Source organism: Micromonospora sp. NPDC049102 (assembly GCF_043197485.1).
Classification (GTDB): domain Bacteria; phylum Actinomycetota; class Actinomycetes; order Mycobacteriales; family Micromonosporaceae; genus Micromonospora.
The window spans coordinates 90,219-116,911 of the sequence record NZ_JBICTE010000009.1; the positions used below are offsets into that span (position 1 = coordinate 90,219).

Consider the following 26,693-nt stretch of genomic DNA (forward strand, 5'->3'; position numbering starts at 1 on the left):
GCCGTGGCTACGGTCGCCCGATGCCAACCGACGAGATCACCGCCGCCGCGGCGGGCACCTGGACCCTGGGCGACCGCACGGTGCGCCGGATGGGCTTCGGCTCGATGCGGATCACCGCGAACCCGGACCGCGAGCGTGCGATAGCGCTGCTGCGCCGCGCGGTGGAGCTGGGTGTCAACCACATCGACACGGCCGCGTTCTACGTCTCACCCGGCGGGACCCTGCGGGTGGGCACCGGACCCGCCCGGTACGCCACCGAGCTGATCCGGGCGGCCCTTGCCCCGTACCCCGAGGATCTGGTGATCGCCACCAAGGTCGGCTTCGGCTACGACCCGGTGGACGGGTTCATCGAGGCGGTCACCCCCGCGCAGTTGCGCGCGCAGGTCGAGGAGAACCTGCGTCGTCTCGGCCGCGACCAGCTCGACGTGGTGAACCTGCGGCTCGGCCGGGGGCCGGGCACGTGGCCGCTGGCCGAGCGGTTCGGTGCCCTGGCAGAGCTGCGCGACGCCGGCCTGATCCGGCATCTCGGGCTGTCCAACGTCCGGCCCGAGCAGCTGGATGAGGTGGCCGCCATCGCGCCGGTGGTCTGCGTGCAGAACAACTACGGGGTGGACGCGTACCGGGAGCAGGACGCCTTCGTCCGGGGCTGCGGCTTGCGGGGGATCGCCTACGTGCCGTTCTTCGCGCTGGCCGGAACGTCCCGGGAGGCGGGCGTGACCGCCGCGCCGGGCCCGGCCGTCGAGGCGGTCGCCCGCGAGCACGGCGTCACCCCGTCGCAGGTACGTCTGGCCTGGACCCTGCACCAGGGCCCGCACGTCCTCGCCATCCCCGGCACCGGCGACCCCGCCCACCTGCGGGACAACATCGCCGCCGCGTCCCTACGCCTAACCCCGCAGGATCTGACCCGCCTACCCTGACCCCCGCCCCGCCCCGCCCCCCTACCCGCCCGCCCCCTACCCGCCCGCCCCCTACCCGCCCCCCCTGCCCGCCCCCCCTGCCCCTGCCGCTGCCGCTGCCGCTGCCGGTGATCATGAAGTTATTGCCATGGATGCCGGCGTGTCGCGTTCATAACTTCATGATCACCGGAGCCAGACGCGTAGGGGGCCCGCGGGGGCGAAGCCGGCTCGGCGGGCCGGGGGCAGGTCGGGTGCGGACTCGTAGCCGACCAGGGGCACGTCGGGTCGGGTGACGACGACTGCACGCCAGATCTCGTCCGGGTCGTCCGTGCTGCTGAACAGGTTGGAGACGCCCGACGGGTCGTCGCCGCTGACCACCGCCCCACCCACCACCGCGCCCCGCCCGTCGTGGCGGGCCAGCACCCGGATTCGCGGGTCGGCCAGCAGCGCGGGGCGGAACAGCTCCCCGCCGCCGTGCGCGCTCGCCCAGGCCGCGAGCCCCTGCGCCGTGGTGACCGCGTCGAGCGGCGCGCCGGCCGGCGGATCGCCCGGTGCGCGGTGGATCCACTGCGCCTCGAAGAGCACCCGGAACCCGTACGCCGCCAGGTCGAGTTCGGCGAAACTGTCCTTCACCGACGCGCCCGTCCCGGCGTCGATCCGCGCCAGCAGCGCGTCGGGGTCGACGCCGGGACGCAGGGTGACCGCGTCCGGATACCAGGGCGTGGAGCGGTGGGGCACCGACCACGCCTCGGCGTCGATCCGGCCGACCAGCCCGTGACTGGCGCACACGGCATCGCACCATTGCGCGTTGTTGTGCGCCGCCGCCTCCCGCACGTCGTCCGACACGCCCGGCAGCCTAATCGGTGAGGACGACGAGCCGCTGGGTCGCGCGCGTCATCGCCACGTACCTGTCGACCGCCCCCTGGATGCCCTCGCCGAACGCCTCCCGGTCGACGAGGACGACCAGGTCGAACTCCAACCCCTTGGACAGTTCCGGGCTCAGCGACCGGACGCGATCCGTCGCCGGCCGGAACGTGGGCTCGCCGATGACGCAGGCGATCCCGTCGGCGTGCTCCGCGAGCCAGTCGTCGACGATCGCGTCCAGGTCGCGCACCGACCCGTGGGTGACCGGGATGCCGTTGCCGCGGATCGAGGTCGGCACGTTCGCGTCCGGGAGCACGGCCCGGATGACCGGCTCGGCCTGCGCCATGACCTCCCGGGGCGTCCGGTAGTTGATGGTCAGCGAGGTCAGGGTCACCCGGTCGAGTCCGACGCGGGCGAGTCGTTCCCGCCACGACCCGGTGAATCCGTTCCGGGCCTGGGCGCGGTCGCCGACGATGGTGAAGCTGCGCGACGGGCAGCGCAGCAGGAGCATCTGCCACTGCGCGTCGGTCAGCTCCTGGGCCTCGTCCACGACGATGTGCGCGAACGGACCGGCCAGCAGATCCGCGTCGGCGCTGGGCAGGACGGCCTCGTCGACCAGCGCGTCCTGCAGGTCCAGCTGACGCAGGCTGGACAGCACGCCCTCGCCGTCGTCGTAGGTGTGTGCCTCGATCAGCTCGTCGACGACCGCCGCCATGCGCGCCCGCTCGGTGGCGATCGTCGCCTCGCGTCGGCGGTTGCGCCTCGACGCCTCCGGGTCGCCGAGCCGCTGCCGTGCCGCGTCCAGCAGCGGCAGATCGGCCACCGTCCACGCGCGGGCGTCTGCGCGCTGGAGCCGGCGGACGTCGTCGGGGGCGAGCCACGGGGCGCATCTGCGCAGGTACGCGGGCACGGACCACAGGTCCGCGACGATGTCGGTCGCGTCGAGCAGCGGCCAGGCACGGTTGACCGTCGTACGGAGTGTCGCGTCGCGCCGCAGCGTGGCGCGCACGGCGTCCTCCGGCTCGTCGCCGTCGTACCTGCCGAGCAGGATGTTCAGCAGCTCGTCCCAGATCTCGTCGCGGGCCTCGTTGTGCGGGGTGCCCGGTCCGGGCGCCTCGAACGCCTGGGCCCAGTCGTCCGCGCTCAACCGGACGTCGGTGTCGCCGGCCGCGACCGTGAGCGCCGTCGTGGGTGGCTCCTCGTAGAACCGGACGGCCGCGTCGATCGCCCGTACCAGGCCCACCGAGGCCTTGAGCCGCTCCACCTCCGGTTCGGTCTCGACGACCGCCGACGCACCCTGGGGCACCAGGTCACGCAGGGTGCAGGTCTGCACGTCGTCCTCGCCGAGGCTGGGCAGGACGTCACCGACGTACGCCAGATAGGGCTGGTGCGGCCCGACGAACAGCACCCCACCGCGGCGCTGCCGCAGGCGCGGGTCGGAGTAGAGCAGGTACGCGGTGCGGTGCAGGGCGACGACCGTCTTGCCCGTACCCGGGCCACCGTCGACGACGAGCGCGCCGTCCGACCCGGCGCGGATGATCGCGTCCTGGTCGGCCTGGATGGTGCCGAGCACGTCGCGCATCCGGGCCGACCGGTTGCCTCCGAGGCTGGCGATGAACGCCGACTGGTCGTCGAGCGCGGCGTGCCCCTCGAACCCGTCCGGGGTGAACACCTCGTCCCAGTAGTCGCTGATGCGGCCGAGCGTCCAGCGGTACCGACGTCGGCTCGCCAGGCCCATCGGGTTGGCGTGCGTCGCGCCGAAGAACGGCTCGGCCGCCGGGGAGCGCCAGTCGAGCAGCAGCCGGCGACCATCGCCGTCGGTGAGGCCGAACCGCCCGATGTAGACGGGCTCGGGGTCGTCCGCGTGGACGACGCGGCCGAGGCAGAGGTCCAGGCCGAACCGACGCAGGGCGCGCAGGCGGCTCGTCAGCCGGCGGACCTCCTCGTCCCGGACGACCGCCTGGCGACCCTTGCCGGCGGGCGCCCGACGCTCGGCGTCGAGGCGGTCGGACAGGTCGGCGATCGACCGTGCGAGGCTCGCCGCGATCGCGGCGAAGTGTTGCTCGTCGCGGGCGATGAGAGCCGGGTCGGCCTTGGCGGCACGGTTCTCGGGCAGGTCGAACACACTGGTCGCCGCCGACGACTCGTTCATACGCATGGCTCCCGTTTCCGCAGGTCATGGCCTTGGACGGGTCATTCTGCGGGACGCCGGGGGCCTTGCCGCAAGTCCCCCCATGCGGTATATGTTGGATATGGCGGGAGGGTCGTCCCCGTCCTCAGGGCTTCCGTTCGGCGTAGACGAGATCCATCGTGTCGGTGCGCCCTGCCCACCGCAGGTCGAGATGCCAGCACCCCGCACGGGGCATGTCGATGATCGACGGGCCCGGCCCTCCGGGGACTGCCCTGATCACCCTGGTGTCGGTGCCGTCCAGCGTGGCGGTGATCTCCAACGTGGTCGAAGCGGCCGTGGCCGGCGACGTCGTGGTGGGCCGCGCCACCCACAGGATCTTGTTGCTCGACCCGTCCGGTCGGACCTGCGCCAGCGGATCGCCGAACAGCACCGCCGCGATCTCGCCCCGCGCGCCGATGCTGTGCGGGGCGCGGGCGTCACCGGTGAACCCCGCGTCCGCCCAGTCGGGCAGCGTCCCCGTCTCGACCCGCGCCGTGCAGCCGGTGGCCGACGTCGTGGCCGGGCCGTCGGCGGGTATCGCCGTGACCGAGGCGTTCGTCGACGTCTCCGCCCGGCCGGCGGCCGTGCAGGCCGTCAGCAGGAGGACCGTACCCAGTAGGAACCTGCCCCAGGTGACCATTGCGCTCCCTCTCGAAGAGACGTGTGCCCCGTACCAGGGGGACACCGCTCGGGCCGCGCAGGTTCCGGGAGAGTTAGAGCAGCGACTCGGCGATCGCCACCGCCTCGGCTCGCGTGCGCGCGCCCTCCAAGCGGTAGGTCACCCCGCCCTGCTCCCAGATCAGGGTCGGCGCGGCGAGCCGGGCGGCCTCCTGACGGATCTGGCCCGACCGGTCGACGTAGGACAGCACGTGGGGACCGTCGACCCAGATGGCGAAGTCGCCGTCGACCTGCGTCCACTCCGTTCCCGCACGGCTGGTCCGTTTGTGGAACGCGAGGTCGAGGCGACCGTCGAACGCGTCGAGGCGCAGCGAACCACCGTCGTAGAGCACCGTCGCCACCCGGTACGCGCCAGTGCCGTCGGGATCGGCGATCGACACCCGATCCGGCGGACCGAGCGCGGACGGCACACGGATCGGGAAGCGCACCGCCCGTCGCGCCTCGTCGAGGCCCACCGTCCGCAGCGACGGCAGGGGTGACGGCTCGCCGCCGGGCGACGACGGCGTCGGCGACGTGGCGATCTCGACGCCCGCGAAGCGCAGCACCTCCCCGACGGCGTCGGCGACGGCGGCGCGCGTCGGCGGCAGCGCCGCGACCAGCAGGGCCACGAGCGTCGCCGCGGCGAGGGACCGCCACCGACGCCGTCCGCGTACGTCACGGACGAGACGGTCGTGTACGCGTGCGGTCACGTCCGGCGCGTCCGGCGCCGCCAGCCAGGCGCCGAGGTCGTGCAACTCGGCTTCGAGGCCGCGCAGCTCCGCGTCGAGGTCGCCGGCGTCCCGGCCGAGGTCATCCATGGTGCGCCTCCTCGTCGACGAGCAGGGCGCGCAGTTTCGCCAGCGCCCGCGAGGTCCGCGACTTCACCGTTCCCCGGGGCCAACCCAGCATGACGCCCGTCTCCTGCTCGCCGAGGTCGAGGAGGAACCGACAGACGATCACCTCGCGGTCCCGTTCCGGCAGTTGGCGCAGGGCCGCCACCAGCTGGGCGCGGCGCTCACCGGCGAGGACCGCGCCGACCGCGTCGTCCCCGGCGATCGCGGGCGAGTGGGCCGCCGCCGCCCGCAGGACCAGGCCGTCCCGGCGCGAGCGGGACCGGTGCAGGTTGCGGGTCTCGTTGGCGACGATCGCGAGCAGCCAGGAGCGGAAGGACGCCTCCCCCCGGTACCGGGACAGCTTGCGGTACCCCTTCACGAACGCCTCCTGGACGACGTCCTCGGAGTCCGGTCCCGCGCCGAGCAGCACCGCCGTCCGGTACGCGGACGCGGTGTGCCGGGCGACCAGGAGGTCGTACGCCTCCAGGTCACCGGCTCGGGCGCGGGTGACGAGCACGTCGTCGTCCAGGGGAACCTCCGGTTTGGGTCGCACTGCTGACACCGCCCGCGCGTGTCGGGTTCCGCCCGGGACCCGGTGAGTCAGATTTTTCCCACCCGCCGTGCAGCGTATTGCCAGGAATCGGTGCTGAACTGGAGGTGGAGTCGAAGGAGAGGGGCTGGGCATGGGCTGGTTCAACCGGCGGTCACGAAGCGCCGAGGCGACCCCGACGAAGCTGGACCGCGAGGCCACCCGGGACGACCTCGCCGCGTTGGAGGCGTTCGTCGCCAGCCGGCGCGGGGTGGAGTTCTACCTGGAGCCGGAGACGACCGCCACCGACACCACAGTGGTCGCGATCGCCCACGACGGCGAGTGGATCCGCCGCCGCACCGGCACACCCCGGGCGGCCGGCGACATCGCCCGCAAGCACGCGGTACCGCTGTACGAGGCGGCCCGCACCGGCTATCCCGAGCGGATGCGGGTGTGGAATCGGGCACACCCGGAGCGCCGCGCCCGCTGAGACACATCCGGCCGCAAGCCCACCCCTGTCCTGCCGCCGACGCGGGCCAGGGGGCTCTGCGCATCCTTTGCTCTGCTTCACCAGAGGCGCCAGTGCGACCCCGTCCGCGTTGCCTGTGGGGAAGCAGAGCAAAGGATGTCGGGCATGGGACGCGGGCAGCGGGGTGGCGAACAACAGGGCGGGCATCGAGGCGGGGGCATCTGCGGCGGTGTCCACCGCCGCAGCACGGCGACGCGCGCCTGCTGGGCGGGCCGCAGCGGCGTTGACCCGCAGCGTGGGGGTGTGGCAGCATTCGCGGCCTGACGGCAGTGAAGGAAGTCGGTGCGAATCCGACGCGGTCCCGCCACTGTCACCGGGGAGCGATCCCCCCTCGTGAGTCACGGCCGTGTGTCTGCGGTTGGAAGGCCGGGGGAGAGCATCGATCCGGAAGCCAGGATACTTCGGCCGTCGGGACGTACCCCAGGGCGTGGACACCCGAGGAGGACCCGATGACGCTTGGCGTCTCCATCATCGACGGCTGCTGCCGTTCCCCGCACCGCAGCTGTGCCGTCGCCGCGATCGGCATCGACTCCGTTTCCCGCTGAGTTCCGCGCCACGCCACCCGTCGCCGCCGGCCGCGCGCCGGTGAGCGGACCGGGTCGCGGTGCCCGCTGAACCCCGCGCCCATCCCACGTCGCCCGTTCGCTGCCGCGAGCGCGTCGACGTCACCGTCCGGAGCGTACCGTGCACATTCTGCTGCTCTCCACCGCCGACACCGACCTGCTGGCCGCCCGCGCCAGCAACGCCGAGTACCGGCTCGCCAACCCCGCCCGCGTGGCGGCCGACGAGGTGCCCGCCCTGCTCGACGGGGTCGACCTCGCCGTCGTACGCCTGCTCGGGGGTCGGCAGGCGTGGCCGGACGGCCTCGACGCGGTGCTCGCCGGCGGGGTGCCCACCGTTGTGCTCGGCGGCGAGGCGCTGCCGGACGCGGAGCTGATGGCGGTCTCCACGGTCCCGGCCGGGGTCGTCGCCCAGGCGCTGGCGTACCTGGTCGAGGGCGGTCCGGACAACCTCGGGCAGCTGGCCCGGTTCCTCTCCGACACCGTCCTGCTCACCGGCGAGGGGTTCGCCCCGCCCGCGCTCACCCCGGCTTACGGCGTGCACGGCGAGCACCCCGTCGACCCGGACCGGCCCACCATCGGCATCGTCTTCTACCGGGCACACGCCCTCGCCGGCAACACCGCGTTCGTCGACGTGCTGGCCGACGCGGTCCGCGCTGCCGGCGGCAACCCCCTGCCGATCTTCTGCGGCTCGCTGCGCGGGCTGACCAGCGGCGCCGGTCCGCTCGGGCTGTTCGCCCGCTGTGACGCGCTCCTGGTCACCGTGCTCGCCGCCGGTGGCGCGGTCGCCGCCGACGCGTCCTCCGGCGGCGACGAGGACGCCTGGGACGTCGGCGCGCTCGCCGCCCTGGACGTTCCGGTCATCCAGGCGCTCTGCCTGACCAGTACCCGCGAGCAGTGGGCCGGCAGCGACGCGGGGCTGTCCCCGTTGGACGCGGCGATGCAGGTGGCCATCCCGGAGTTCGACGGCCGGATCGTCACCGTGCCGTTCTCGTTCAAGCAGATCGACGCCGACGGGCTGTCGGTGTACGCGGCCGACCCCGAGCGGGCCGCCCGTGTGGCCGGGATCGCGGTGCGGCACGCTCGCCTGCGGTACGTGCCCACCGCCGACAAGCGGATCGCCGTGATCCTCAGCTCGTACCCCACCAAGCACTCCCGGGTCGGCAACGCGGTCGGGCTGGACACCCCGGCCTCGGCGGTCCGGCTGTTCGCCGCGCTCGCCGAGGCGGGCTACGACCTGGGCGACGCGCCGCCGCCCGACGACGGTGACGCGCTGATCCACGCGCTGATCGCCGCCGGTGGTCACGACGTCGAATGGCTGACGCCGGAGCAGTTGGCCGCCGCCGAGGCCCGGATACCGGGGCAGACGTACCGGCGGTGGTTCCATGCGGTTCCGGCCGAGCTGCGCGAGCGGATGCGGGAGCACTGGGGCGAGCCGCCCGGCGAGCTGTACACCGAGGGCGGCGACATCGTGCTGGCCGGGCTGCGCTTCGGAAACGTGGCGCTGCTCATCCAGCCGCCACGCGGTTTCGGGGAGAACCCGATCGCCATCTACCACGACCCGGACCTGCCCCCGAGCCATCACTACCTGGCCGCGTACCGCTGGCTCGCCGTCCCGGTCGCGGACGGCGGCTTCGGCGCGGACGCCGTGGTGCACCTGGGCAAGCACGGCACCCTCGAATGGCTGCCCGGCAAGGGCCTCGGCCTGGCCGCCGACTGCGCGCCCGACGCCGTCCTCGCGGACCTGCCGCTGGTCTACCCGTTCATCGTCAACGACCCCGGCGAGGGCACCCAGGCCAAGCGGCGTGCACACGCCGTCGTCATCGACCACCTGGTGCCGCCGATGGCCCGCGCCGAGACCTACGGCGACCTGGCCAAACTGGAGCAACTGCTCGACGAGTACGCCACCGTGCAGGCGCTCGACCCGGCCAAGGTGCCGACCGTGCGGGCGCAGATCTGGGACCTGGTACGCGCCGCCGAGCTGCACCACGACCTGCACACCGAGGCGATGCCCGACGCGGACGACTTCGACGACTTCGTGCTGCACCTCGACGGCTACCTGTGCGAGGTCAAGGACGTGCAGATCCGCGACGGGCTGCACATCCTCGCCGACGCGCCCACCGGTGAGCCGCGGGTCAACCTGGTCCTCGCCGTGCTGCGCGCCCCGCAGATCTGGGGTGGCGCCCAGGCACTGCCCGGCCTGCGGCAGGCTCTCGCCACCGAGTACGGCCTCGACGAACAGGAACTGCTCGCCACGCCGGGCCAGCGGATCGCGCTGCCCACGGCGTTGACCGAGGCGGTGGACGGTCCGGCCGGCACCGCCGCCGACGCGATCGACCTCATCGAAGGGCTCGCGCGCCGGCTGGTCGTCGGCATGGAGACCCTGGACTGGGCGGTGGACGCGGCCGACGCCGTCGTCGCCGAGGTGACCGGCCAGTCGATCCCGCACGCCGCAGCCGTGCTGCGCTTCGCCGGCACCGAACTGGTGCCCCGACTGGAGCGCACCACCGACGAGCTGCGCAACACCCTCGGCGCGCTGGACGGCCGGTTCGTGCCGCCCGGCCCGTCCGGCTCGCCCACCCGGGGCCTGGTCAACGTGCTGCCCACCGGCCGGAACTTCTACTCCGTCGACCCGAAGGCCATCCCCAGCCGCAACGCCTGGGACGTCGGGGTGGCCCTGGCCGACTCGCTGCTGGCCCGGCACCTCGCCGACACCGGCGCGTACCCCCGCTCGGTGGGGTTGACCGTGTGGGGCACCAGCGCGATGCGGACGCAGGGCGACGACATCGCCGAGGTGCTCGCGCTGCTGGGCTGCCGGCCGGTCTGGGACGAGCGGTCCCGGCGGGTCACCGGCGTCGAGGTGGTGCCGACCGCCGAGCTGGGTCGGCCCCGGGTCGACGTCACCGTGCGGATCTCCGGCTTCTTCCGCGACGCGTTCCCGCACGTGGTGGCGCTGCTGGACGACGCCGTGCGGCGGGTCGCCGCTCTCGACGAGCCGGACGAGGACAACTACCTGCGCGCCCACGTGGCCGCCGACCTGGCCGAGCACGGCGACGAGCGGCGGGCCACCGCCCGCATCTTCGGCTCCAAGCCCGGGGCGTACGGTGCCGGACTGCTGCCGCTGATCGACGCCCGGACGTGGCGCAGCGACGCCGACCTGGCCGAGGTGTACGCGGTGTGGGGTGGCTACGCGTACGGCCGGGGCCTGGACGGGCGGGAGGCGCGCGCCGACATGGAACGCTCCTTCGCCCGGATCGCGGTCGCCGTGAAGAACCAGGACACCCGCGAGCACGACATCGTCGACTCCGACGACTACTTCCAGTACCACGGCGGGATGGTGGCGATGGTCCGCCACCTCACCGGCACGTCACCGGCGGCGTACGTGGGCGACTCGGCGATGCCGCACGACGTGCGCACCCGCACCCTGGGCGAGGAGACCCGGCGGGTGTTCCGGGCCCGGGTGGTCAACCCGAAGTGGATCGCCGCGATGCGCCGGCACGGCTACAAGGGCGCGTTCGAGCTGGCCGCCACCGTGGACTACCTGTTCGGCTACGACGCCACCGCCGGCGTGGTGGACGACTGGATGTACGAGCACCTGGCCGCCGCGTACCTGTTCGACGACACCACCCGCGAGTTCCTGGAGCGGTCCAATCCGTGGGCGCTGCGTGGCATCACCGAGCGGCTGCTGGAGGCCGCCGACCGGGGTCTGTGGGCCAAGCCCGAGCCGGCCACCCTGGACCGGCTGCGCGATCAGTACCTGGCCAGCGAGGGTGACCTGGAGGACCGCGCATGACCACCACGTACCCGTTCAGCGCCGTGCTCGGCATGGCCGACATGCGGCTGGCGCTGCTGCTCAACGCGGTCTCCCCGGCGATCGGGGGCGTCCTCGTGCGCGGCGAGAAGGGCACCGCGAAGTCGACCGCCGTCCGCGCCCTCGCCGCGCTGCTGCCCCCGGTGCGCCGGGTCGCCGGCTGCCGTTTCGGCTGCGACCCGGCGCAACCCGACCCCGGCTGCCCGGACGGGCCGCACCCGGTCGGGGCGGCCGCCGAGACCGGGCCCGCGCGCCTCGTCGAGCTGCCCGTCGGCGCGGCGGAGGACCGGGTGGTCGGGTCGCTGGACCTGGAGAAGGCGCTCGGCGAGGGCGTACGCGCCTTCGAACCGGGTCTGCTCGCCGCCGCACACCGGGGCGTGCTCTACGTCGACGAGGTCAACCTGCTGCACGACCACCTGGTCGACCTGCTCCTCGACGCGGCGGCGATGGGCCGCAGCCACGTCGAGCGCGAGGGCGTCTCGATCAGCCACGCCGCCCGGTTCCTGCTCGTCGGCACGATGAACCCGGAGGAGGGGGAGCTGCGCCCGCAGCTTCTCGACCGGTTCGGACTGACCGTCGAGGTGAACGCCAGCCGCGATCCGGAGATCCGGGTGGAGGTCGTCCGCCGCCGGCTCGCCGCCGACGCCGACCCGGCCGGCTTCGCCGCCCGCTGGGCCGACGCCGACGCCCAGATCGCCGCCCAGGTGGCCACCGCCCGTCGTCGGCTTCCCGGGGTACGCCTGCCCGACGCCGCGCTGCGCCAGATCGCCGAGGTGTGCGCGGCGTTCGACGTGGACGGGATGCGCGCTGACATCGTCACCGCCCGTACCGCCCTCGCGCACGCCGCCTGGGCGGGCCGGGACCGGGTCACCGGCGACGACGTCCGGGTGGCCGCCCGGCTCGCCCTGCCGCACCGCCGTCGCCGCGACCCGTTCGACACGCCGGGGCTGGACGAGAAGCGCCTCGACGAGGCGCTGCAACGGGCGCAGGACGCCCACCCCGACGATCCGGACGACGACGGCGGCCCGTACGACGGCGGCCCCGCCGGCCGGCGCCCCGACGGCCCGGACCCGGACGGTGGCGGCCCCGGCGGCAGTGCCGGCAACCCGGGCGGCTCCTCCGGCGCGGACGACGAGACCGGAGAACATCGTCGCGATGGGAACGGCCCCGACGGCGATGCCCTCGATCCCGCCGACGTGGACGGTGGTGATCGGAACGGGTCGGGTAGCGGCGGGCACGATCCCGGCGCTGGCGAGTCCGGGGGCGCCGACGGCCCGGAGCCGCACGCCGCCGACGTCGACGCGGACGGGGACTTCACGGGGGTGGACGGTCGAGGCGGTCGCCGCCGACGGCCCGAGGCGGGTGAGCCCAGCGGCACCGGGAACGATCGGGAGCGCGAGGGTGGGCGAGTGGCCGTACCCCGAGGTGGTCTGCGGGCCCGGCTGCTCACCGCGCCCGGTGTCGGTGACGGGGTGCCGGGCCGGCGGTCGCGGGCTCGGACCGGGCGGGGCCGCACCACCGGGGCCCGGGTGCCGAACGGTCGGGTCGGCGCGCTGCACCTGCCGGCGACCATCCGCGCCGCCGCACCTCACCAGGCGGCTCGGGGCCGGCTGGCGGGTCCGCTGCGACTGCGTCCGGACGACGTCCGCGAGGCGGTCCGGGAGGGGCGCGAGGGCAATCTGGTGCTGTTCGTGGTGGACGCCAGCGGTTCGATGGGCGCCCGGCAGCGGATGGTCACCGTGAAGGACGCGGTGCTCGCCCTGCTCACCGACGCGTACCAGCGGCGGGACAAGGTCGCGGTGATCGCCTTCCGGGGTGCCGGCGCGCGCACGGTGCTGCCGGCGACCTCGTCGGTGCTGGCCGCCTCGACCCGTCTGGCCGAGTTGCCCACCGGTGGGCGGACACCACTGGCCGAGGGCCTGCTGGCCGCCGCGGACCTGCTGCGGGTGGAGCGCCTGCGCGACCCGAAGCGCCGTCCCCTGGTCCTGGTGGTCACCGACGGCCGTGCCACCGCCGGAACCCGCCCGCTCGACCGGGCGGCGGGAGCGGCGGCAATCCTCGCGGCGACAGGTGCCCCCTGCGTGGTCGTCGACTGCGAGTCCGGCCCGGTACGCCTCAACCTGGCCCGCCGCCTGGCCACCCAACTGCACGCCCCCCTACACCCACTGCACGCCCTCACCCACCCCGAACCCCGCGATCTTGCAGTTTCTGTCGCGACATAAAAGGACGAGATGCGCATATGAGCAACAGAAACTGCAAGATCGCGGAGGACGCGCGGGGCGTGACGACGAGGGGGGACCTCTGATGCCGCAGGGACAGCCGAGTCAGGTGCCCGCTGACGGGTTGACCACCCGGCAGCGGCGGCATCGGCCGCTGCTCATCGTTCACACCGGACAGATGAAGGGGAAGTCGACGGCGGCCTTCGGGCTGGCTCTACGGGCGTGGACGGCCGGTCTGCCGGTCGGCGTGTTCCAGTTCGTCAAGAGCGCCAAGTGGCGGGTGGGGGAGGAGAACGCCTTCCGGGCGCTCGGCGAGGTGCACGAGCGTACCGGCCAGGGCGCGTCGGTGGCCTGGCACAAGATGGGCGAGGGCTGGTCCTGGATCCAGCGCGGCGGCGAGGCCGACCACGCCGCCGACGCCCTGGAGGGCTGGCGGCAGATCCAGCGTGACCTGGCCGCCGAGCGCTACGGGCTGTACGTGCTGGACGAGTTCACCTACCCGATGAAGTGGGGCTGGGTGGACGTCGACGAGGTGGTCGCCACCCTGGCCGACCGGCCCGGCTTCCAGCACGTCGTGATCACCGGCCGGGACGCCGATCCGCGCCTGGTCGCCGCCGCCGACCTGGTCGCCGAGCTGACCAAGGTCAGGCACCCGATGGACGCCGGCCAGAAGGGCCAGAAGGGCATCGAGTGGTGAGCGTCGAGCCCTGGGCGCTGCCCCGGGTGGTGGTCGCCGCCCCGGCCAGCGGCCACGGCAAGACGACGGTCGCCACCGGGCTGCTCGCCGCGCTGCGCCGACGCGGCCTGACGGTCAGCCCGCACAAGGTCGGCCCGGACTACATCGACCCCGGCTACCACGCCCTCGCCGCCGGCCGGCCCGGCCGCAACCTCGACCCGTTCCTGGTCAATGCCGAGCGGATCGCCGGCCTGCTGCGGCACGGCGCGAGCGTCCCCACGCCCGCCGACATCGCCGTGGTGGAGGGCGTCATGGGCCTGCACGACGGCGCGGTGGGCCGCCGTGACTTCGCCTCCACCGCGCACGTCGCCCGGCTGATCGACGCGCCCGTGCTGCTGGTCCTCGACACCACCGCGCAGGGCCGCTCGGCCGCCGCGCTGACCCTCGGCATGGCCGCGTTCGACCCGGCCGTGCGGATCGGCGGCGTGATCCTCAACCGGGTCGGCTCGCCACGGCACGAGACGCTGCTGCGCGACGCCCTCGCCGAGGTGGGCGTACCGGTGCTCGGGGCGGTCACCCGCGCCGCCGAGGTCGCCGCGCCGGCCCGGCACCTCGGGCTGGTGCCGGTCGCCGAACGGGCCCCCGAGTCGCTCGCGATCGTCACCGCGCTCGCCGAACTGGTCGAGGCCACGGTGGACCTCGACGCCGTCCTCGACCTGGCCCGCGGCGCCGGGCCGCTGACCGCCCCGGCGTGGGACCCGGTCGAGGCCGTCGGCGGGCCGGCCGGCGTCGGGCGACCACGCGTCGCGCTCGCCGGTGGTCCGGCCTTCACCTTCTCGTACGCCGAGACCGCCGAACTCCTCACGGCTGCCGGCGCGGACGTCGTCAGCGTCGACCCGCTGCGCGACCCGGCCCTGCCCAGCGGCACCCGGGCGGTGGTCATCGGCGGCGGCTTCCCCGAGGCGTACGCCGAGGCGCTGGCCGGCAACGCGACGCTCCGCGCCGAGCTGGCCGACTTCGACGGGCCGGTCGTGGCCGAGTGCGCCGGGCTGCTCTACCTCGGGCGGTCCCTGGACGGCGTACCCATGTGCGGCCGGCTGGACCTGACCGCCCGGATGACCGGCCGGCTCACCCTCGGCTACCGCGAGGCGGTGGCCGTCACCGACTCACCGGTGGCCCGGGCCGGCGAGCCGGTACGCGGACACGAGTTCCACCGCACCACCACCGACCCCGGGCACGGCGACACGCCGGCGTGGCGCTGGAACGACGTCGACCACGGGTTCGTCGCCGGCCGCGTGCACGCCTCCTACCTGCACACCCACTGGGCCGGCCACCCCGAGGCCGCCCGCCGCCTCGTCCAGGCGTGCCGGTGACCGCCACGTTGACCGGCGTCGGCGTCGGCCCGGGTGACCCGGAACTGCTCACCGTCAAGGCGGTGCGTGTCCTGCGCGAGGCCGACGTGGTCCTCGTACCCGTGATGGCGGACCGGCCCGAGTCGGACGCCGGACGGGCCGAGACGACCGTGCGGGACCACGTTCCGGCGGACCGTCTGCGGCGGCTGCCGTTCGCCCTCGACGACCGGGGTGGGGTGACCGCCCGCCGCGCGGCTGCCTGGGACGACGCGGCCCGGACGGTCGTCGAGGCGATCGACGCGGGCGCGCGGTCCCTCGCCTTCGCGACCATCGGCGACCCCAACGTGTACTCCACCTTCGGCTACCTGGCGCAGAGCGTCCGAGCCCTGCGCCCGGCGGTGCGGGTGGCGACAGTGCCTGGCGTGACCGCCATGCAGGAGCTGGCCGCGCGCAGCGGCATCCCGCTGGTCGAGGGACGCGAGCCGCTCACCCTGCTGCCGGCCACCGCCGGCCTCGCGCTGTTCGCCGACGCCCTCGCCGGGCCGGGCACCGTTGTCGTCTACAAGGGCTGGCGGCGGCACCCGGAGCTGCTGGCCGAGCTGCGTCGACAGGGCCGCCTGGCCGACGCGGTGCTCGGACGCAGCCTCGGCCTGCCCGCAGAGAGCGTCGGCGCCGTCGACGACACCGCACCCGACCTGCCGTACCTGTCCACGCTGCTGGTCCCCGCCCGCCGCACGTACCGAGGAGGAAAGCTGTGACCAGCGACGGCAAGGTGTGGTTCGTCGGCGCCGGCCCGGGGGCGGCGGACCTGCTGACCCTGCGGGCCGCCCGGGTCATCGCCGCGGCGGACGTCGTGATCTGGGCGGCCAGCCTCGTGCACGCCGACGTGCTCGACCACGCCCGCCCCGACGCCGAGATCGTCGACTCGTCGCAGCTGCCCATCGAGGGTGTGCTGCCGCTCTACGAGCGGGCCGCCGAGCGTGGACTCACCGTGGCTCGCATCCACTCCGGTGACCCGGCGCTGTGGGGCGCGGTGCAGGAGCAACTGGACCTGTGCCGGGCGCTCGGCCTGGCCGTCGAGATCGTCCCCGGGGTGTCGTCGTTCACCGCCGTCGCGGCGCTCGTCGGGCGCGAGCTGACCATCCCCGAGGTCGCCCAGTCGGTGATCCTCACCCGGCTCGAAGGCGGCAAGACCCCGATGCCGGCCGGCGAGCGGGTCCGCGACTTCGCCCGGCACGGCACCACCATGGCGCTGTTCCTGTCCGCCGCCCGCTCCGGGCAGGTGCAGGCCGAGCTGCTGGCCGGCGGTTACGCCGACGACACCCCAGCCGTCGTGGCGTACCAGGCGACCTGGCCCGACGAGCTGGTCGTGCGCTGCACGGTCGGCACCCTGGAGGCCACGGTCAAGCAGCACAGGCTGTGGAAGCACACCCTGTTTCTGGTCGGGCCGGCCCTCGCCGCCGAGGGGACCCGCTCGCACCTCTACCACCCCGGGCACTTCCACACCTTCCGTCGCGCCGAGCCGGCCGCCCGGGCCGAGCTGCGCCGCGCCCGCGCCGGAGGAACAGAAACCCCATGACGTACGCCGAGCCGCCATTGCGCGAACCGGACCTGCCGCGTACGGCGAAGGTCCGGCCCACCGCGCTGCGGACCGGCTGGACCACCGGCGCGTGCGCGACGGCGGCGGCCAAGGCGGCGGTGACCGCCCTGGTCACCGGCGAGATCCAACCGGACGTCGAGATCGGCCTCCCCGCCGGCCGACGGGTGCGCTTCCCGGTGGAACGCTGCGAGGTCACCGGCACCCCACCGGTGCGGGCCGAGGCGGTGGTCGTGAAGGACGCCGGTGACGACCCGGACGTCACCCACGGCGCCGAGCTGACCGCCACCGTGGACTTCACCGACACTCCCGGGCTGCGCCTGGCCGGCGGCTCCGGCGTCGGCACCGTCACCAAGCCCGGCCTCGGGCTCGCCGTCGGCGGACCGGCCATCAACGACACGCCCCGCCGGATGATCGGTGAGGCGGTGGCCGAGGTCGTCGACCTCACCGAGATCGGCGTACGCGTGGTCATCAGCGTGCCCCGGGGCGAGATCATGGCCCGCAAGACCACCAACCGGCGGCTCGGCATCCTCGGCGGCATCTCGATCCTCGGCACCACCGGCATCGTCCGGCCCTTCTCCACCGCGTCCTGGCGGGCCAGCGTCGTCCAGGCCGTGCACGTCATGGCCGCCCAGGGGGAGCGGACCGTGGTGCTGTGCACCGGTGGGCGTACCGAGCGGGCCGCCCGCGCGCTGCTGCCCGACCTGCCCGAGGTGTGCTTCGTCGAGGTGGGCGACTTCACCGGCGCGGCGGTCACCGCGGCCGTCCAGGACACGATGACCGGCGTGGTCTTCGTCGGGATGGCCGGCAAGCTCGCCAAACTCGCCGCCGGGATCCTGATGACCCACTACACCCGCTCGAAGGTCGACCTGTCCCTGCTCGGCGCGGTGACCGCCGACGCCGGTGGCGATCCCGCGCTCGCCGCCGCCGTGACCGAGGCGAACACCGGACGGCACGCGTACGAGCTGTGGGAGGCAGCCGGGCTGCTCGGCCCGGCCGGCGACCTGCTCTGCGAGCGGGTCCAGGCGGTGCTGCGACGCTTCGCCGGGCCGACGGTCACCGTGGACGTGGCGATGGTCGACTTCGCCGGAGCACACGTCGTCGCCTCCTCCGGCCGGTGGCCGCGATGAGCGCCCCGGACGCGTTGGTGACAGTCGTCGGTCTGGACGCCGCCGGGGCCCCGCCGCACCCCGCTCTGGCGTCCGCGCTGGCCGGCGCGGGGTTGCTCGTCGGGGCGGCCCGGCACCTGGCGGCGGTGCCCGTACCGGCCGACGCGGAGACCGTCGTCCTCGGACCGCTCGCCCCGGCCCTGCGCCGACTGGTCGACGCCGCCGCCGCCGGGGTGCCGGCCGTCGTGCTGGCCAGCGGCGATCCCGGCCTGTTCGGGATCGTCCGGCGGCTGCGCGCCGCCGGGTTGCCGCTGCGGGTGGTGCCGGCGGTGTCCAGTGTGGCCGCCGCCTTCGCCCGCGCCGGACTGTCCTGGGACGGCGCCGCCGTGGTCACCGCGCACGGGCGCGATCTTCGACCGGCGCTGAACGCCTGCCGCGCGCTGCCGCTGGTCGCGGTCCTCACCGCGCCGGGCGCGGGCGCGGCCGAGGTGGGTGCCGCGCTGGTCGGCTGGCCCCGTCGTCTGCTGGTCGCCGAGCACCTGGGCACGGACGCCGAACGGGTCCGTGAGGTGACCCCCGACCAGGCCGCCGAGGCCGCCTGGTCCGACCCGCACGTCCTGCTCAGCATCGCCGTACCCGCCGATCCCCTGCTCGACATGCCCACGTCCGACCCGGTCGGGGCGGGTGCGATGCGGGTGGACAACCAGCCGGCCGCCGCGCCGGCTGGCGGCTGGGCGCTGCCCGAGGACCGGTACGCCCACCGCGACTCGATGATCACCAAGTCGGAGGTGCGCGCCCTCGTCGTCGCGCGGCTGCGTCCCCGGCTCGGTCGCCTCGTCTGGGACATCGGCGCGGGCAGCGGCTCCGTCGGCATCGAGTGCGCGTCGCTCGGCGCGGCCGTGCTCGCCGTCGAGCGGGACCCCGGGTCCGCCGCGACGATCCGGGACAACGCCGCCGCGCACGCCGTCGACGTCCGGATCGTCGTCGGGTGTGCCCCGGCGGTGCTGGACGGGCTGCCCGAGCCGGACGCCGTCTTCGTCGGTGGTGGCGGCGTGGACGTCCTCACCGCCGTGCTGGCCCGCCGACCCGAGCGGATCGTGCTCACCCTGGCCGCGCTGGACCGCGTCGCGCCGGCGGTGGGCCTGCTGCGTGCCGCCGGATACACGGTCGAGGGCAGTCAGCTCTCCGCCGCCCGCCTCGCCGCCCTGCCCGGCGGGTCGATCCGTCTCGCGGCCACCAACCCGGTGGTCGTCCTCACCGGGGAGCGCCCGTGAACGACACCACGCCCGGCCGGATCGGCCTGGTGGCGGCGACCGCCGCCGGCCGCCGGCACGCCGACACCCTGACCGCCGCGTGGCCGCACGCCCGGCTGATCGAGGGGGAGACCGTCGCCGACGCGCTGCGCGCCGCCTGGGCCGGGTGCGACGCGGTGGTCGCGTTCCTGGCCACCGGCGCGGTCGTCCGCATCCTCGCGCCGCTGCTCGGCGACAAGCGCACCGACCCGGCCGTGGTGGTCGTCGACGAGGCGGCCCGGCACGCGGTGGCGCTGCTGGGCGGCCACACGGGCGGCGGCAACGACCTCGCCGAGCGGGTCGGCGTCCTGCTGGACGCCCGACCGGTGGTCACCACCGCCACCGACGCGGTCGGGCTGCCCGGACTGGACACTCTCGGCTGGCCCGTGCAGGGCGCGGTCGCCGCGGTGTCCCGGGCCATCCTGGACGGCGAGCCGGTCGAGCTGATCGCCGATGCCACCTGGCCGCTGCCCGCCCTGCCCCCGAACGTGCGTGCCGCCGACCACCGCGATGCCCACGCCGCCGAGAACACGGCCGGCAGCACGGCCGACGACGACGTGACCGGCGGTGGGTACCGGCTGCTGGTCACCGACCGGGTGGTGCCGACCGACGGGCGGACCGCCGTGCTGCGACCGCCGTCGCTGGTCGCCGGGGTGGGGGCGAGCCGGGGCGTACCGGCCGCCGAGGTGGCCGAACTGCTGCACCGGGTGCTGGTCGAGGCCGGCCTCGACCCGGCGAGCCTGCGCTGCCTGGCCAGCGCCGACATCAAGGCCGACGAGGCGGGCATCCGCAGCACCGCCGACGCGCTCGGCGTACCCCTGGTGACCTGGCCGGCGACGCGCCTCGCGGCGGTCGACGTGCCGCACCCCAGCGAGGTGGTCCGCGCCGTGGTCGGCACGCCGAGCGTCGCGGAGGCCGCGGCGCTGCTCGGCGCGGACGGCCGGGACGACGACGCGACGCTGCTGGTGGGCAAGACCGCGTCGGCGATGGCGACCGTGGCGGTGGCCCGGCACACGCCGCGCGGCCGGCTCGCCGTCGTCGGCCTCGGACCGGGCGCGGCCGACCTGCGCACCCCCCGCGCGGTGGCGGAACTGCGTCGTGCCGGGGTAGTCGTCGGCCTCGACCAGTACCTCGACCAGGTCCGGGACGTGCTGCGGCCGGGCACCCGGGTGCTCGCCAGCGGGCTCGGCGCGGAGGAGGCACGGGCCCGCGCCGCCGTGGTCGAGGCCGTCGCCGGCCACGCGGTCGCGCTCATCGGGTCCGGCGACGCCGGGGTGTACGCGATGGCCAGCCCCGCGCTGGAGTACGCCGACGAACGGATCGACGTGGTGGGCGTGCCCGGGGTGACCGCCGCCCTGGCCGCCGGGGCGCTGCTGGGGGCGCCGCTCGGGCACGACCACGCCTACGTGAGCCTGTCCGACCTGCACACTCCCTGGGAGGTCATCGAGCGGCGGGTGACCGCCGCCGCCGAGGGCGACTTCGTGACGCTGTTCTACAACCCGCGGAGCCGCGCGCGCGACTGGCAGCTCGGCAAGGCGCTCGGCATCCTCGCCGCGCACCGGCCGCCGGACACTCCGGTCGGTGTGGTGCGCAACGCCAGCCGCCCTGGCGAACGGGTGCACCTGGCGACGCTGGCCACGCTCGACGCGGCCATCGTCGACATGTACAGCGTCGTGGTGGTCGGCAACAGCGACACCCGGCTGGTCGCCGGGCGGATGGTCACACCCCGGGGGTACCGGTGGCGCTCGTGACCATCGACGCCTGTCAGGGCTGCGGCGCGTGCCTGCTGACCTGTCCCACGCACGCGATCCGGCCGGTCGCCGGCGGCCTCACGGTACGCGCCGACCGCTGCACCGGCTGCCTGGAGTGCCTGGAGATCTGCCCGGTCGACGCGATCCGCGTCGTCGAGCCCGAGTCCTGGGAAGGAACCCGATGAGCCGGATGGTGCATCCCATCGAGGTCGAGTCGTACCGCATCCTGCGCGAGCGCGTCGACCTGTCGCACCTGCCGCCGCTGACCCGCGCGGTGACCGAGCGGGTGGTGCACGCCAGCGCCGACCTCGCGTACGTCGACGACTTGGTCTGCGACGAGGGGGCCCTCGAATCGGGGCTGGCCGCGTTGCGTGGTGGGGCGCCCGTGGTCACCGATGTGGCGATGGTCGCCGCCGGCATCACCCGGGCCGGGCTGGAACTGGTCTGCCCGGTCGCCGAGCCGGCCGCTGCCGAGCTGGGCCGCTCGGCCGGCATCACCCGCTCGGCGGCGGCCGTGCGGATCGCCCTGGACCGGGTCGGCCCCGGCGCGGTCTGGGTGGTCGGCTGCGCGCCGACCGCCCTCGTCGAACTACTCACCCTGGACGCCGCGCCGGCGCTTGTCGTCGGCCTGCCGGTCGGCTTCGTGGGCGCGGCCGAGTCGAAGGCGGCGCTGCGGGCCAGCGGCCTGCCCGGGGTGTCCAACGTGGGCGAGAAGGGTGGTTCGGCGGTCGCCGCCGCCGCCCTCAACGCCCTGCTCTACAGCGAGGAGAAGCCATGACCGGGTTGGTCATCGTCGGGCACGGCACGCGCAGCGCGGCCGGGGTCGACCAGTTCGCCGCGCTGGTCGAGCGGGTCCGCCGTCGGGGTGACATCGGCGACGTGGAGGGCGGCTTCATCGAGCTGTCCCGCCCGCCGCTGACCGACGCGGTCGGCGCGCTCGTCGGGCGCGGTCACCGGAACCTGGTCGCGTTGCCGCTGGTGCTCACCGGCGCCGGGCACGGCAAGGGCGACATCCCGGCCGCGATGGCCCGTGAGCAGCAGCGGCACCCCGGGCTGAGGTACCGCTACGGGCGTCCGCTCGGCCCGCACCCGCTGCTGCACACAGCCCTCGAAGAGCGCATCGACGCCGCGCTGGCGGGTGCCGACCGGACCGGCACCTGGGTGGCGCTCATCGGGCGGGGATCCTCCGACCCGGACGCCAACGCCGAGGTCGCCAAGGTCGCCCGTCTGCTCTGGGAGGGGCGCGGATACGCGGGCGTCGAACCGGGGTTCATCTCCCTCGCCGAGCCGTCCGTGCCGGCGGTGCTGGACCGGCTCCGTCGCCTCGGCGCGCAGCGGATCGTCGTCGCGCCGTACTTCCTGTTCGCCGGGGTGCTGCCGGACCGGATCGTCGCCCAGTCGGCCGACTTCGCCGCCGCGCACCCCGACCTGGACGTGCGGGTCGCCGACGTGATCGGCGACTGCGACGCCCTCGCCGACCTGGTCCACGAGCGGTACGCCGAGGCGCTGGGCGGGGACATCCGGATGAACTGCGACACCTGCGCGTACCGGGTGCTGATGCCCGGCTTCGCCGACAAGGTCGGTCGCCCGCAACGCCCGCACGACCACCCCGACGACCCGGTCGGCCACCACCACCATCACCACGGGCACGACCACCACCACGACCACGGGCACGGGTCGGTCGCCGTGGTCGGCGGCGGGCCGGGGCCCGACGACCTGATCACGGTACGCGGGAAGGCGCTCCTGGACGCCGCGGACGTCGTCGTGGTCGACCGGCTCGCTCCGCAGGGGCTGCTCGCCGGGCTGCGCCCCGAGGTGCTGGTCGTCGACGCCGCGAAGGTGCCCCGCGGCCCGTCGATGGCGCAGGAGACGATCAACGCGGCTCTGGTGTCCCACGCCAGGGCCGGTCGCCGGGTGGTCCGGCTCAAGGGCGGCGACCCGTACGTCTTCGGACGCGGCCACGAGGAGGTGCAGGCGTGCCTGGCGGCCGGGGTGCCGGTGACGGTCGTGCCGGGGGTGAGCAGCGCCCTCGCCGCGCCGGCCCTCGCCGGAGTTCCGGTGACGCACCGCGGTGTGGCGCACGACCTGACCATCGTGTCCGGACACCTGCCGCCCGGGCACCCCGACTCGCTCGTCGACTGGGCGGCGCTGGCCCGTGCACGGGGGACCATCGTGTTGCTGATGGCCGTCGACACCATCGCCAAGATCGCGACAGTGCTGATCGAGCACGGTCGTGCCCCGGAGACGCCGGTGCGGGCGGTGCAGGACGCCGGGCAGCCCGGCCAGCGGTCGGTGTCGGCCCGGCTGGACGAGATCGGCGCGGCCGCCGCCCGCGAGTCCGTGGGCCCGCCGGCCGTCTTCGTCGTCGGCCCGGTGGTCGCCGTCGCGGCCACCGGGCCCTGACGGTCACTCGCTGCGGGCGGTCTCCGGACCGGTGACACGTTCCAGCAGCGGCATCGTGGAGGCGATGACACCGAGGCAGGCGACCAGTCCGACCACGACGATCACGTAGAAGCGCGGCTCGGGCGCGGCGAGCGTGTAGTGCATCTGCGCCCGCAGGAACAGGTGCGCGGCGAGCAGGCCCATGCCGATGGCGAGGGTGGCGACGGCGAGCATCGGCACAGCGCTCTCCAGCGCCACCACCCGACGCAGGACCCGCACCGGAGCGCCGCTGAGCCGCAGCAGGCTGAACGGACGGCGGCGTTCCGTGAGACCACCGATGACGCTGACCGCGAGGCTGCACCCGCCGAGCGCCAGACTGGCGATGATGATGACGTTGGCCAGTTGCTCCCAGCCGCGCAGCGTGTCGGCGAAGTCCGACTCGAAGTCGCCGGGCACGTTCGGCCCGACCCAGAAGGTCGGGAAGGCGATCTCCAGCACGGTGCGGACACGCTCGACGGCGGTGGCCGACCCGTCCGTGCCGACCACCACCGAGGTCACCGGCAGTCGCTGCAACTCGTCGAGCGTGATCGCCGCGGCGGGCCAGACCGTCGCGGGTGATGCCGATTCCTCCCAGCGGCTGAGACCCAACGGCACCTCGATGACGCTCGCGCCGTCGGCGCACCGGCCGTACGCGCTCGGGAGGTCGGCGCACGCGATCATCCCGCCCTCACCGCCGTCCATCAGGTCCGGGTCCTCCCGGATGGCGGTCGCGGACCCCACGCCGCGGATCGCCCGCAGCTCGGCGAGGAGCGCGTCGGGCACCGACGCCGCCTTCTCGTCGAAGACGGTGGTGACGGTGCCCGCGTCGGTCGAGCCGACCGGGGCCGGGCCACGCTCGTCGATGATCGTGGTGATCACACCGACGGCGACGCTCGTGACGAAGAGCGCGAGCATGATGCCGCTGATCGCCCGGAACCCGGCCTTCGGGTTGTCGGCGAGGCGTCGCGCCGCGATGAGCGTGGCCGGCCGGTTGGCGTACCGGGCCATCACCCGGGCGCCGACCATCGTCAGCCAGGGGCCGGCGAGGACCAGGCCGAACATGATGAGCAGCAGGCCGGGCAGGAACACCGCCGCCTGGCCGTCGGAGGTCTCGGGCCGGAAGCCGATGGCGGAGACGAGCACGGCGACGCCGAGCACCATCGGGATCAGCCGGTACGGCTGTGGGGCGCGAGGGGTGACCCGTCGGGTGACGCCCAGCGGCGAGATCCGGACCCGGCGCAGCGAGACCTGGGCCGCCAGCGCCGCGCCGGCCGGGACGCCGAGCGCCACCAGCAGGGTGTCCAGCAGGCCCAGGGACATGTCGCCGGGGAAGAACGGCATGCCGGTGAACGGGATGCCCGCGAGTGGGCCCCGGAACGCGTAGAACAGGGCGAAGCCGACGGCGGTGCCGGCGACGGCGGCGGCGGCCGCCTCCACCGCGGCGACCATCGCGATCTGCCGGGGTGTCGCGCCGACCAGACGCATCGCGGCGAAGCGCTGCTCCCGGCGGGCCGCGCTGAGCCGGGTGGCGGTGCCGATGAAGATCAGCACCGGGAAGAGCAGACCGCCGGCGACCACGCCCAGGATGAGGTCCACAGTGGTCTCGGGCAGGGTGGGCGTATTGCCGAGGTTGTCCACCTGCCTGGCGTTGGGCAGCTTGCCGACGCTGTCCGGGGTGCCGCCGACGATGGCGAGCAGGGTGTCCGGTGACGTCAGCCCGGATGGTGCGACGGTGCCGAGGTCACGCCCCGGGTAGCGGTCGGCCAGCTCGGCGGCCGGGTGCGCGGCGAACAGGTCCCGCAACGCCGGCGAGGCGTAGAACTCGCCCGGGCCCGGAGTGCTCGGGATGCCGGCCGGGGTGGGCGCCGTCGGCCCGGTGGCGGCGACGTCGATCCGGATGATCTGCGCACCGTGGAAGTAGTCGTCCCGGGTCGACCACCACAGCGGGTCGGCGCCACCGTCCGTCGAGGCGTGGGGATAGATCGAGGCGTACCGGCTGAGCTGCGCGTCGACCGCGTTGACCCCGGCGAGGGTGGTCAGCAGCAGTCCGCTGCCGATCGCGACGGCGGCGGCGATGACGAGCAGGCGGGTGAGCGCCTCCCGACCGCCGGCCACGGCGAGGCGGAGCCCGAAGCGGATCATGAGGCGATCCGGTCCGGCGCGTTGACGCGCCCGTCGCGGACCATGACCTCGCGGTCGGCGTACGCGGCGATCCGGGCCTCGTGGGTCACCAGGATGACGGTGGTGCCCTGCTCGCGGGCGGCGCCGACCAGCAGGTCCATCACCTGCTCGCCGGTGAGCGAGTCGAGCGCGCCGGTCGGCTCGTCGGCGAAGAGCACCTGTGGCTCGGTGACCAGGCCGCGGGCCAGGGCGACACGTTGCGCCTGCCCGCCGGAGAGCTCGCCGGATCGGCGCTGTTCCAGGCCGTCCAGGCCGAGGCGAGCAAACCAGGACCGCGCCTTGCGCAGCGCCTGCTTGCGGTGGACGCCGCCGAGCAGCAGTGGCAGGGCGACGTTCTCCTCCGCGGTGAGCTCGGGGACGAGCTGGCCGAACTGGAACACGAAGCCGAAGCGGTCCCGGCGCAGACCACTGCGCCCGCTCTCGGACATGGTGTCGATCCGCCCACCGCCGAAGAGGATCTCGCCGGAGTCGGGCACGAGGATGCCGGCCAGGCAGTGCAGCAGAGTGGACTTGCCCGAGCCGCTGGGGCCCATGACGGCGAGGATCTCCCCGTCCTGGACGGAGACGCTCGCGCCACGCAGGGCGGGCGTCTGACCGAAGGCGAAGGTCACGTCGCGGGCCTCGATGACGACGCTCACGGCCGCACCTCCTTGCGCAGGGCGTCCAGCCGGGCGCCGGTCATCTCGATCCACCGGAGGTCCGCCTCCAGGTGGTACAGGCCGTGATCGGCGAGCAGCGCGTCGACCAGGTTGCCGGCGCGCTTGATCTCGGTCAGCTCGCGCATCCGGTGCAGGTGCGCGCTGCGCTGCGTGTCGAGGTATTCGGCGGCCGGACGGTCCAGCATGAGCGCGAGGACGACCTTGGCGAAGAGCACCGTCTGCAGGTGCGGCTCCGGGTCGACGGGCTGGGTCAGCCACTGCTCGACCTCGGTCGCGCCGACATCGGTGATGATGTAGCGCTTGCGGTCGGGGCCGGAGCCGGGCGCGACGTCGCTGATCACCACCTTGCCGTCGCGGGCCAGGCGGCTGAGGGTGGAGTAGACCTGGCCGAACGGCAGCGGCTTGCCCCGGCCGAAGAAGGCGTCGTAGTCGCGCTTGAGGTCGTATCCGTGGCTGGGCTCTCGTTCGAGGAGGCCGAGCAGGGTCAGTGGCACGCTCATGCCAGGAGACTACACCGGGGGTATACCTCGCGTATATACCCCGAGGGTATTCGGGTCGACCCTGGTCAGGGGCGTTCTGGTGAAGTC

At 74.6% G+C, this 26,693-nt stretch carries 22 protein-coding genes and 1 riboswitch; of the genes, 14 read left to right on the forward strand and 8 right to left on the reverse strand.

Going from position 1 to position 26,693, the window contains the following annotated elements:
- Positions 1-20 precede the first annotated feature (20 nt).
- A complete protein-coding gene (locus tag ACGFH9_RS12320; protein ID WP_393217768.1) occupies positions 21-917 on the forward strand; it encodes an aldo/keto reductase in 897 nt (298 codons plus the stop codon).
- A gap of 162 nt (positions 918-1,079) precedes the next feature.
- Here the strand turns inward: ACGFH9_RS12320 and ACGFH9_RS12325 are convergent, their stop codons facing one another.
- From ACGFH9_RS12325 to ACGFH9_RS12345, 5 genes are all read right to left on the reverse strand, one after another.
- A complete protein-coding gene (locus tag ACGFH9_RS12325; protein WP_393217770.1) occupies positions 1,080-1,742 on the reverse strand; it encodes a hypothetical protein in 663 nt (220 codons plus the stop codon).
- A 10-nt stretch (positions 1,743-1,752) separates the two neighbouring features.
- A complete protein-coding gene (gene helR / locus ACGFH9_RS12330) occupies positions 1,753-3,912 on the reverse strand; it encodes an RNA polymerase recycling motor ATPase HelR (protein WP_393217772.1) in 2,160 nt (719 codons plus the stop codon).
- 124 nt (positions 3,913-4,036) lie between these two features.
- Positions 4,037-4,570: a hypothetical protein gene (locus ACGFH9_RS12335; RefSeq protein WP_393217773.1), complete on the reverse strand. Its 534-nt coding sequence runs from the start codon at positions 4,568-4,570 to the stop codon at positions 4,037-4,039.
- A gap of 73 nt (positions 4,571-4,643) precedes the next feature.
- Positions 4,644-5,405: a hypothetical protein gene (locus tag ACGFH9_RS12340; protein WP_393217775.1), complete on the reverse strand. Its 762-nt coding sequence runs from the start codon at positions 5,403-5,405 to the stop codon at positions 4,644-4,646.
- Positions 5,398-5,973 carry an RNA polymerase sigma factor gene (locus tag ACGFH9_RS12345; RefSeq protein WP_393217777.1) on the reverse strand — a complete coding sequence of 192 codons (576 nt, stop codon included), beginning with the start codon at positions 5,971-5,973 and terminating at the stop codon, positions 5,398-5,400. The genes ACGFH9_RS12340 and ACGFH9_RS12345 overlap by 8 nt, the downstream gene beginning before the upstream one ends.
- A gap of 130 nt (positions 5,974-6,103) precedes the next feature.
- On the opposite strand from ACGFH9_RS12345, the gene ACGFH9_RS12350 reads away from it, so the two are divergent.
- The 13 genes from ACGFH9_RS12350 (at position 6,104) to cobA (ending at position 23,248) form a co-directional block, all read left to right on the forward strand.
- Entirely contained in the window at positions 6,104-6,439 is a 336-nt protein-coding gene (locus tag ACGFH9_RS12350; protein WP_393217779.1) for a hypothetical protein, read from the forward strand.
- Between the two features lie 311 nt (positions 6,440-6,750).
- Positions 6,751-6,880, forward strand: a riboswitch (cobalamin riboswitch).
- Between the two features lie 282 nt (positions 6,881-7,162).
- Complete coding sequence (cobN, locus tag ACGFH9_RS12355) at positions 7,163-10,831, forward strand: cobaltochelatase subunit CobN (protein WP_393217780.1); 3,669 nt, start codon at positions 7,163-7,165, stop codon at positions 10,829-10,831.
- The gene (locus tag ACGFH9_RS12360; RefSeq protein ID WP_393217782.1) at positions 10,828-13,071 is read left to right on the forward strand and encodes a magnesium chelatase subunit D family protein; all 2,244 of its coding nucleotides are present in this window, start codon (positions 10,828-10,830) and stop codon (positions 13,069-13,071) included. Before cobN ends, ACGFH9_RS12360 begins: the two co-directional genes overlap by 4 nt.
- 82 nt (positions 13,072-13,153) lie before the next feature.
- A complete protein-coding gene (gene cobO, locus ACGFH9_RS12365) occupies positions 13,154-13,765 on the forward strand; it encodes a cob(I)yrinic acid a,c-diamide adenosyltransferase (RefSeq protein WP_393217784.1) in 612 nt (203 codons plus the stop codon).
- Entirely contained in the window at positions 13,759-15,117 is a 1,359-nt protein-coding gene (locus tag ACGFH9_RS12370; RefSeq protein ID WP_393217787.1) for a cobyrinate a,c-diamide synthase, read from the forward strand. The genes cobO and ACGFH9_RS12370 overlap by 7 nt, the downstream gene beginning before the upstream one ends.
- Positions 15,114-15,854: a precorrin-2 C(20)-methyltransferase gene (cobI, locus tag ACGFH9_RS12375; protein WP_355239079.1), complete on the forward strand. Its 741-nt coding sequence runs from the start codon at positions 15,114-15,116 to the stop codon at positions 15,852-15,854. The genes ACGFH9_RS12370 and cobI overlap by 4 nt, the downstream gene beginning before the upstream one ends.
- Positions 15,851-16,675, forward strand: coding sequence for a precorrin-4 C(11)-methyltransferase (gene cobM, locus ACGFH9_RS12380; protein ID WP_393217790.1), 825 nt, complete (start codon positions 15,851-15,853; stop codon positions 16,673-16,675). Before cobI ends, cobM begins: the two co-directional genes overlap by 4 nt.
- Complete coding sequence (locus ACGFH9_RS12385; RefSeq protein ID WP_393217794.1) at positions 16,672-17,823, forward strand: cobalt-precorrin-5B (C(1))-methyltransferase; 1,152 nt, start codon at positions 16,672-16,674, stop codon at positions 17,821-17,823. Before cobM ends, ACGFH9_RS12385 begins: the two co-directional genes overlap by 4 nt.
- Positions 17,811-19,076: a precorrin-6y C5,15-methyltransferase (decarboxylating) subunit CbiE gene (gene cbiE / locus ACGFH9_RS12390; RefSeq protein ID WP_393217796.1), complete on the forward strand. Its 1,266-nt coding sequence runs from the start codon at positions 17,811-17,813 to the stop codon at positions 19,074-19,076. The genes ACGFH9_RS12385 and cbiE overlap by 13 nt, the downstream gene beginning before the upstream one ends.
- Positions 19,073-20,845 (forward strand): precorrin-3B C(17)-methyltransferase, encoded by a 1,773-nt coding sequence (gene cobJ / locus ACGFH9_RS12395; protein WP_393217799.1) that lies wholly within the window; start codon positions 19,073-19,075, stop codon positions 20,843-20,845. The genes cbiE and cobJ overlap by 4 nt, the downstream gene beginning before the upstream one ends.
- Positions 20,833-21,030 carry a DUF362 domain-containing protein gene (locus ACGFH9_RS12400; RefSeq protein WP_393217800.1) on the forward strand — a complete coding sequence of 66 codons (198 nt, stop codon included), beginning with the start codon at positions 20,833-20,835 and terminating at the stop codon, positions 21,028-21,030. The genes cobJ and ACGFH9_RS12400 overlap by 13 nt, the downstream gene beginning before the upstream one ends.
- Positions 21,027-21,623 (forward strand): precorrin-8X methylmutase, encoded by a 597-nt coding sequence (locus ACGFH9_RS12405; protein WP_393217803.1) that lies wholly within the window; start codon positions 21,027-21,029, stop codon positions 21,621-21,623. Before ACGFH9_RS12400 ends, ACGFH9_RS12405 begins: the two co-directional genes overlap by 4 nt.
- Entirely contained in the window at positions 21,620-23,248 is a 1,629-nt protein-coding gene (cobA, locus tag ACGFH9_RS12410; RefSeq protein ID WP_393217806.1) for a uroporphyrinogen-III C-methyltransferase, read from the forward strand. Before ACGFH9_RS12405 ends, cobA begins: the two co-directional genes overlap by 4 nt.
- Positions 23,249-23,251: 3 nt before the next feature.
- On the opposite strand, the gene ACGFH9_RS12415 is transcribed toward cobA, so the two are convergent.
- Genes ACGFH9_RS12415 through ACGFH9_RS12425 form a run of 3 tightly spaced genes read right to left on the reverse strand, consistent with a single transcriptional unit; the run spans position 23,252 to position 26,606 of the window.
- A complete protein-coding gene (locus tag ACGFH9_RS12415) occupies positions 23,252-25,408 on the reverse strand; it encodes an FtsX-like permease family protein (RefSeq protein WP_393217809.1) in 2,157 nt (718 codons plus the stop codon).
- On the reverse strand, positions 25,405-26,085 hold the full coding sequence (locus ACGFH9_RS12420; protein ID WP_393217812.1) for an ABC transporter ATP-binding protein: 681 nt from the start codon (positions 26,083-26,085) through the stop codon (positions 25,405-25,407). Before ACGFH9_RS12420 ends, ACGFH9_RS12415 begins: the two co-directional genes overlap by 4 nt.
- A complete protein-coding gene (locus ACGFH9_RS12425) occupies positions 26,082-26,606 on the reverse strand; it encodes a PadR family transcriptional regulator (protein ID WP_355624500.1) in 525 nt (174 codons plus the stop codon). Before ACGFH9_RS12425 ends, ACGFH9_RS12420 begins: the two co-directional genes overlap by 4 nt.
- Positions 26,607-26,693: the final 87 nt, after the last annotated feature.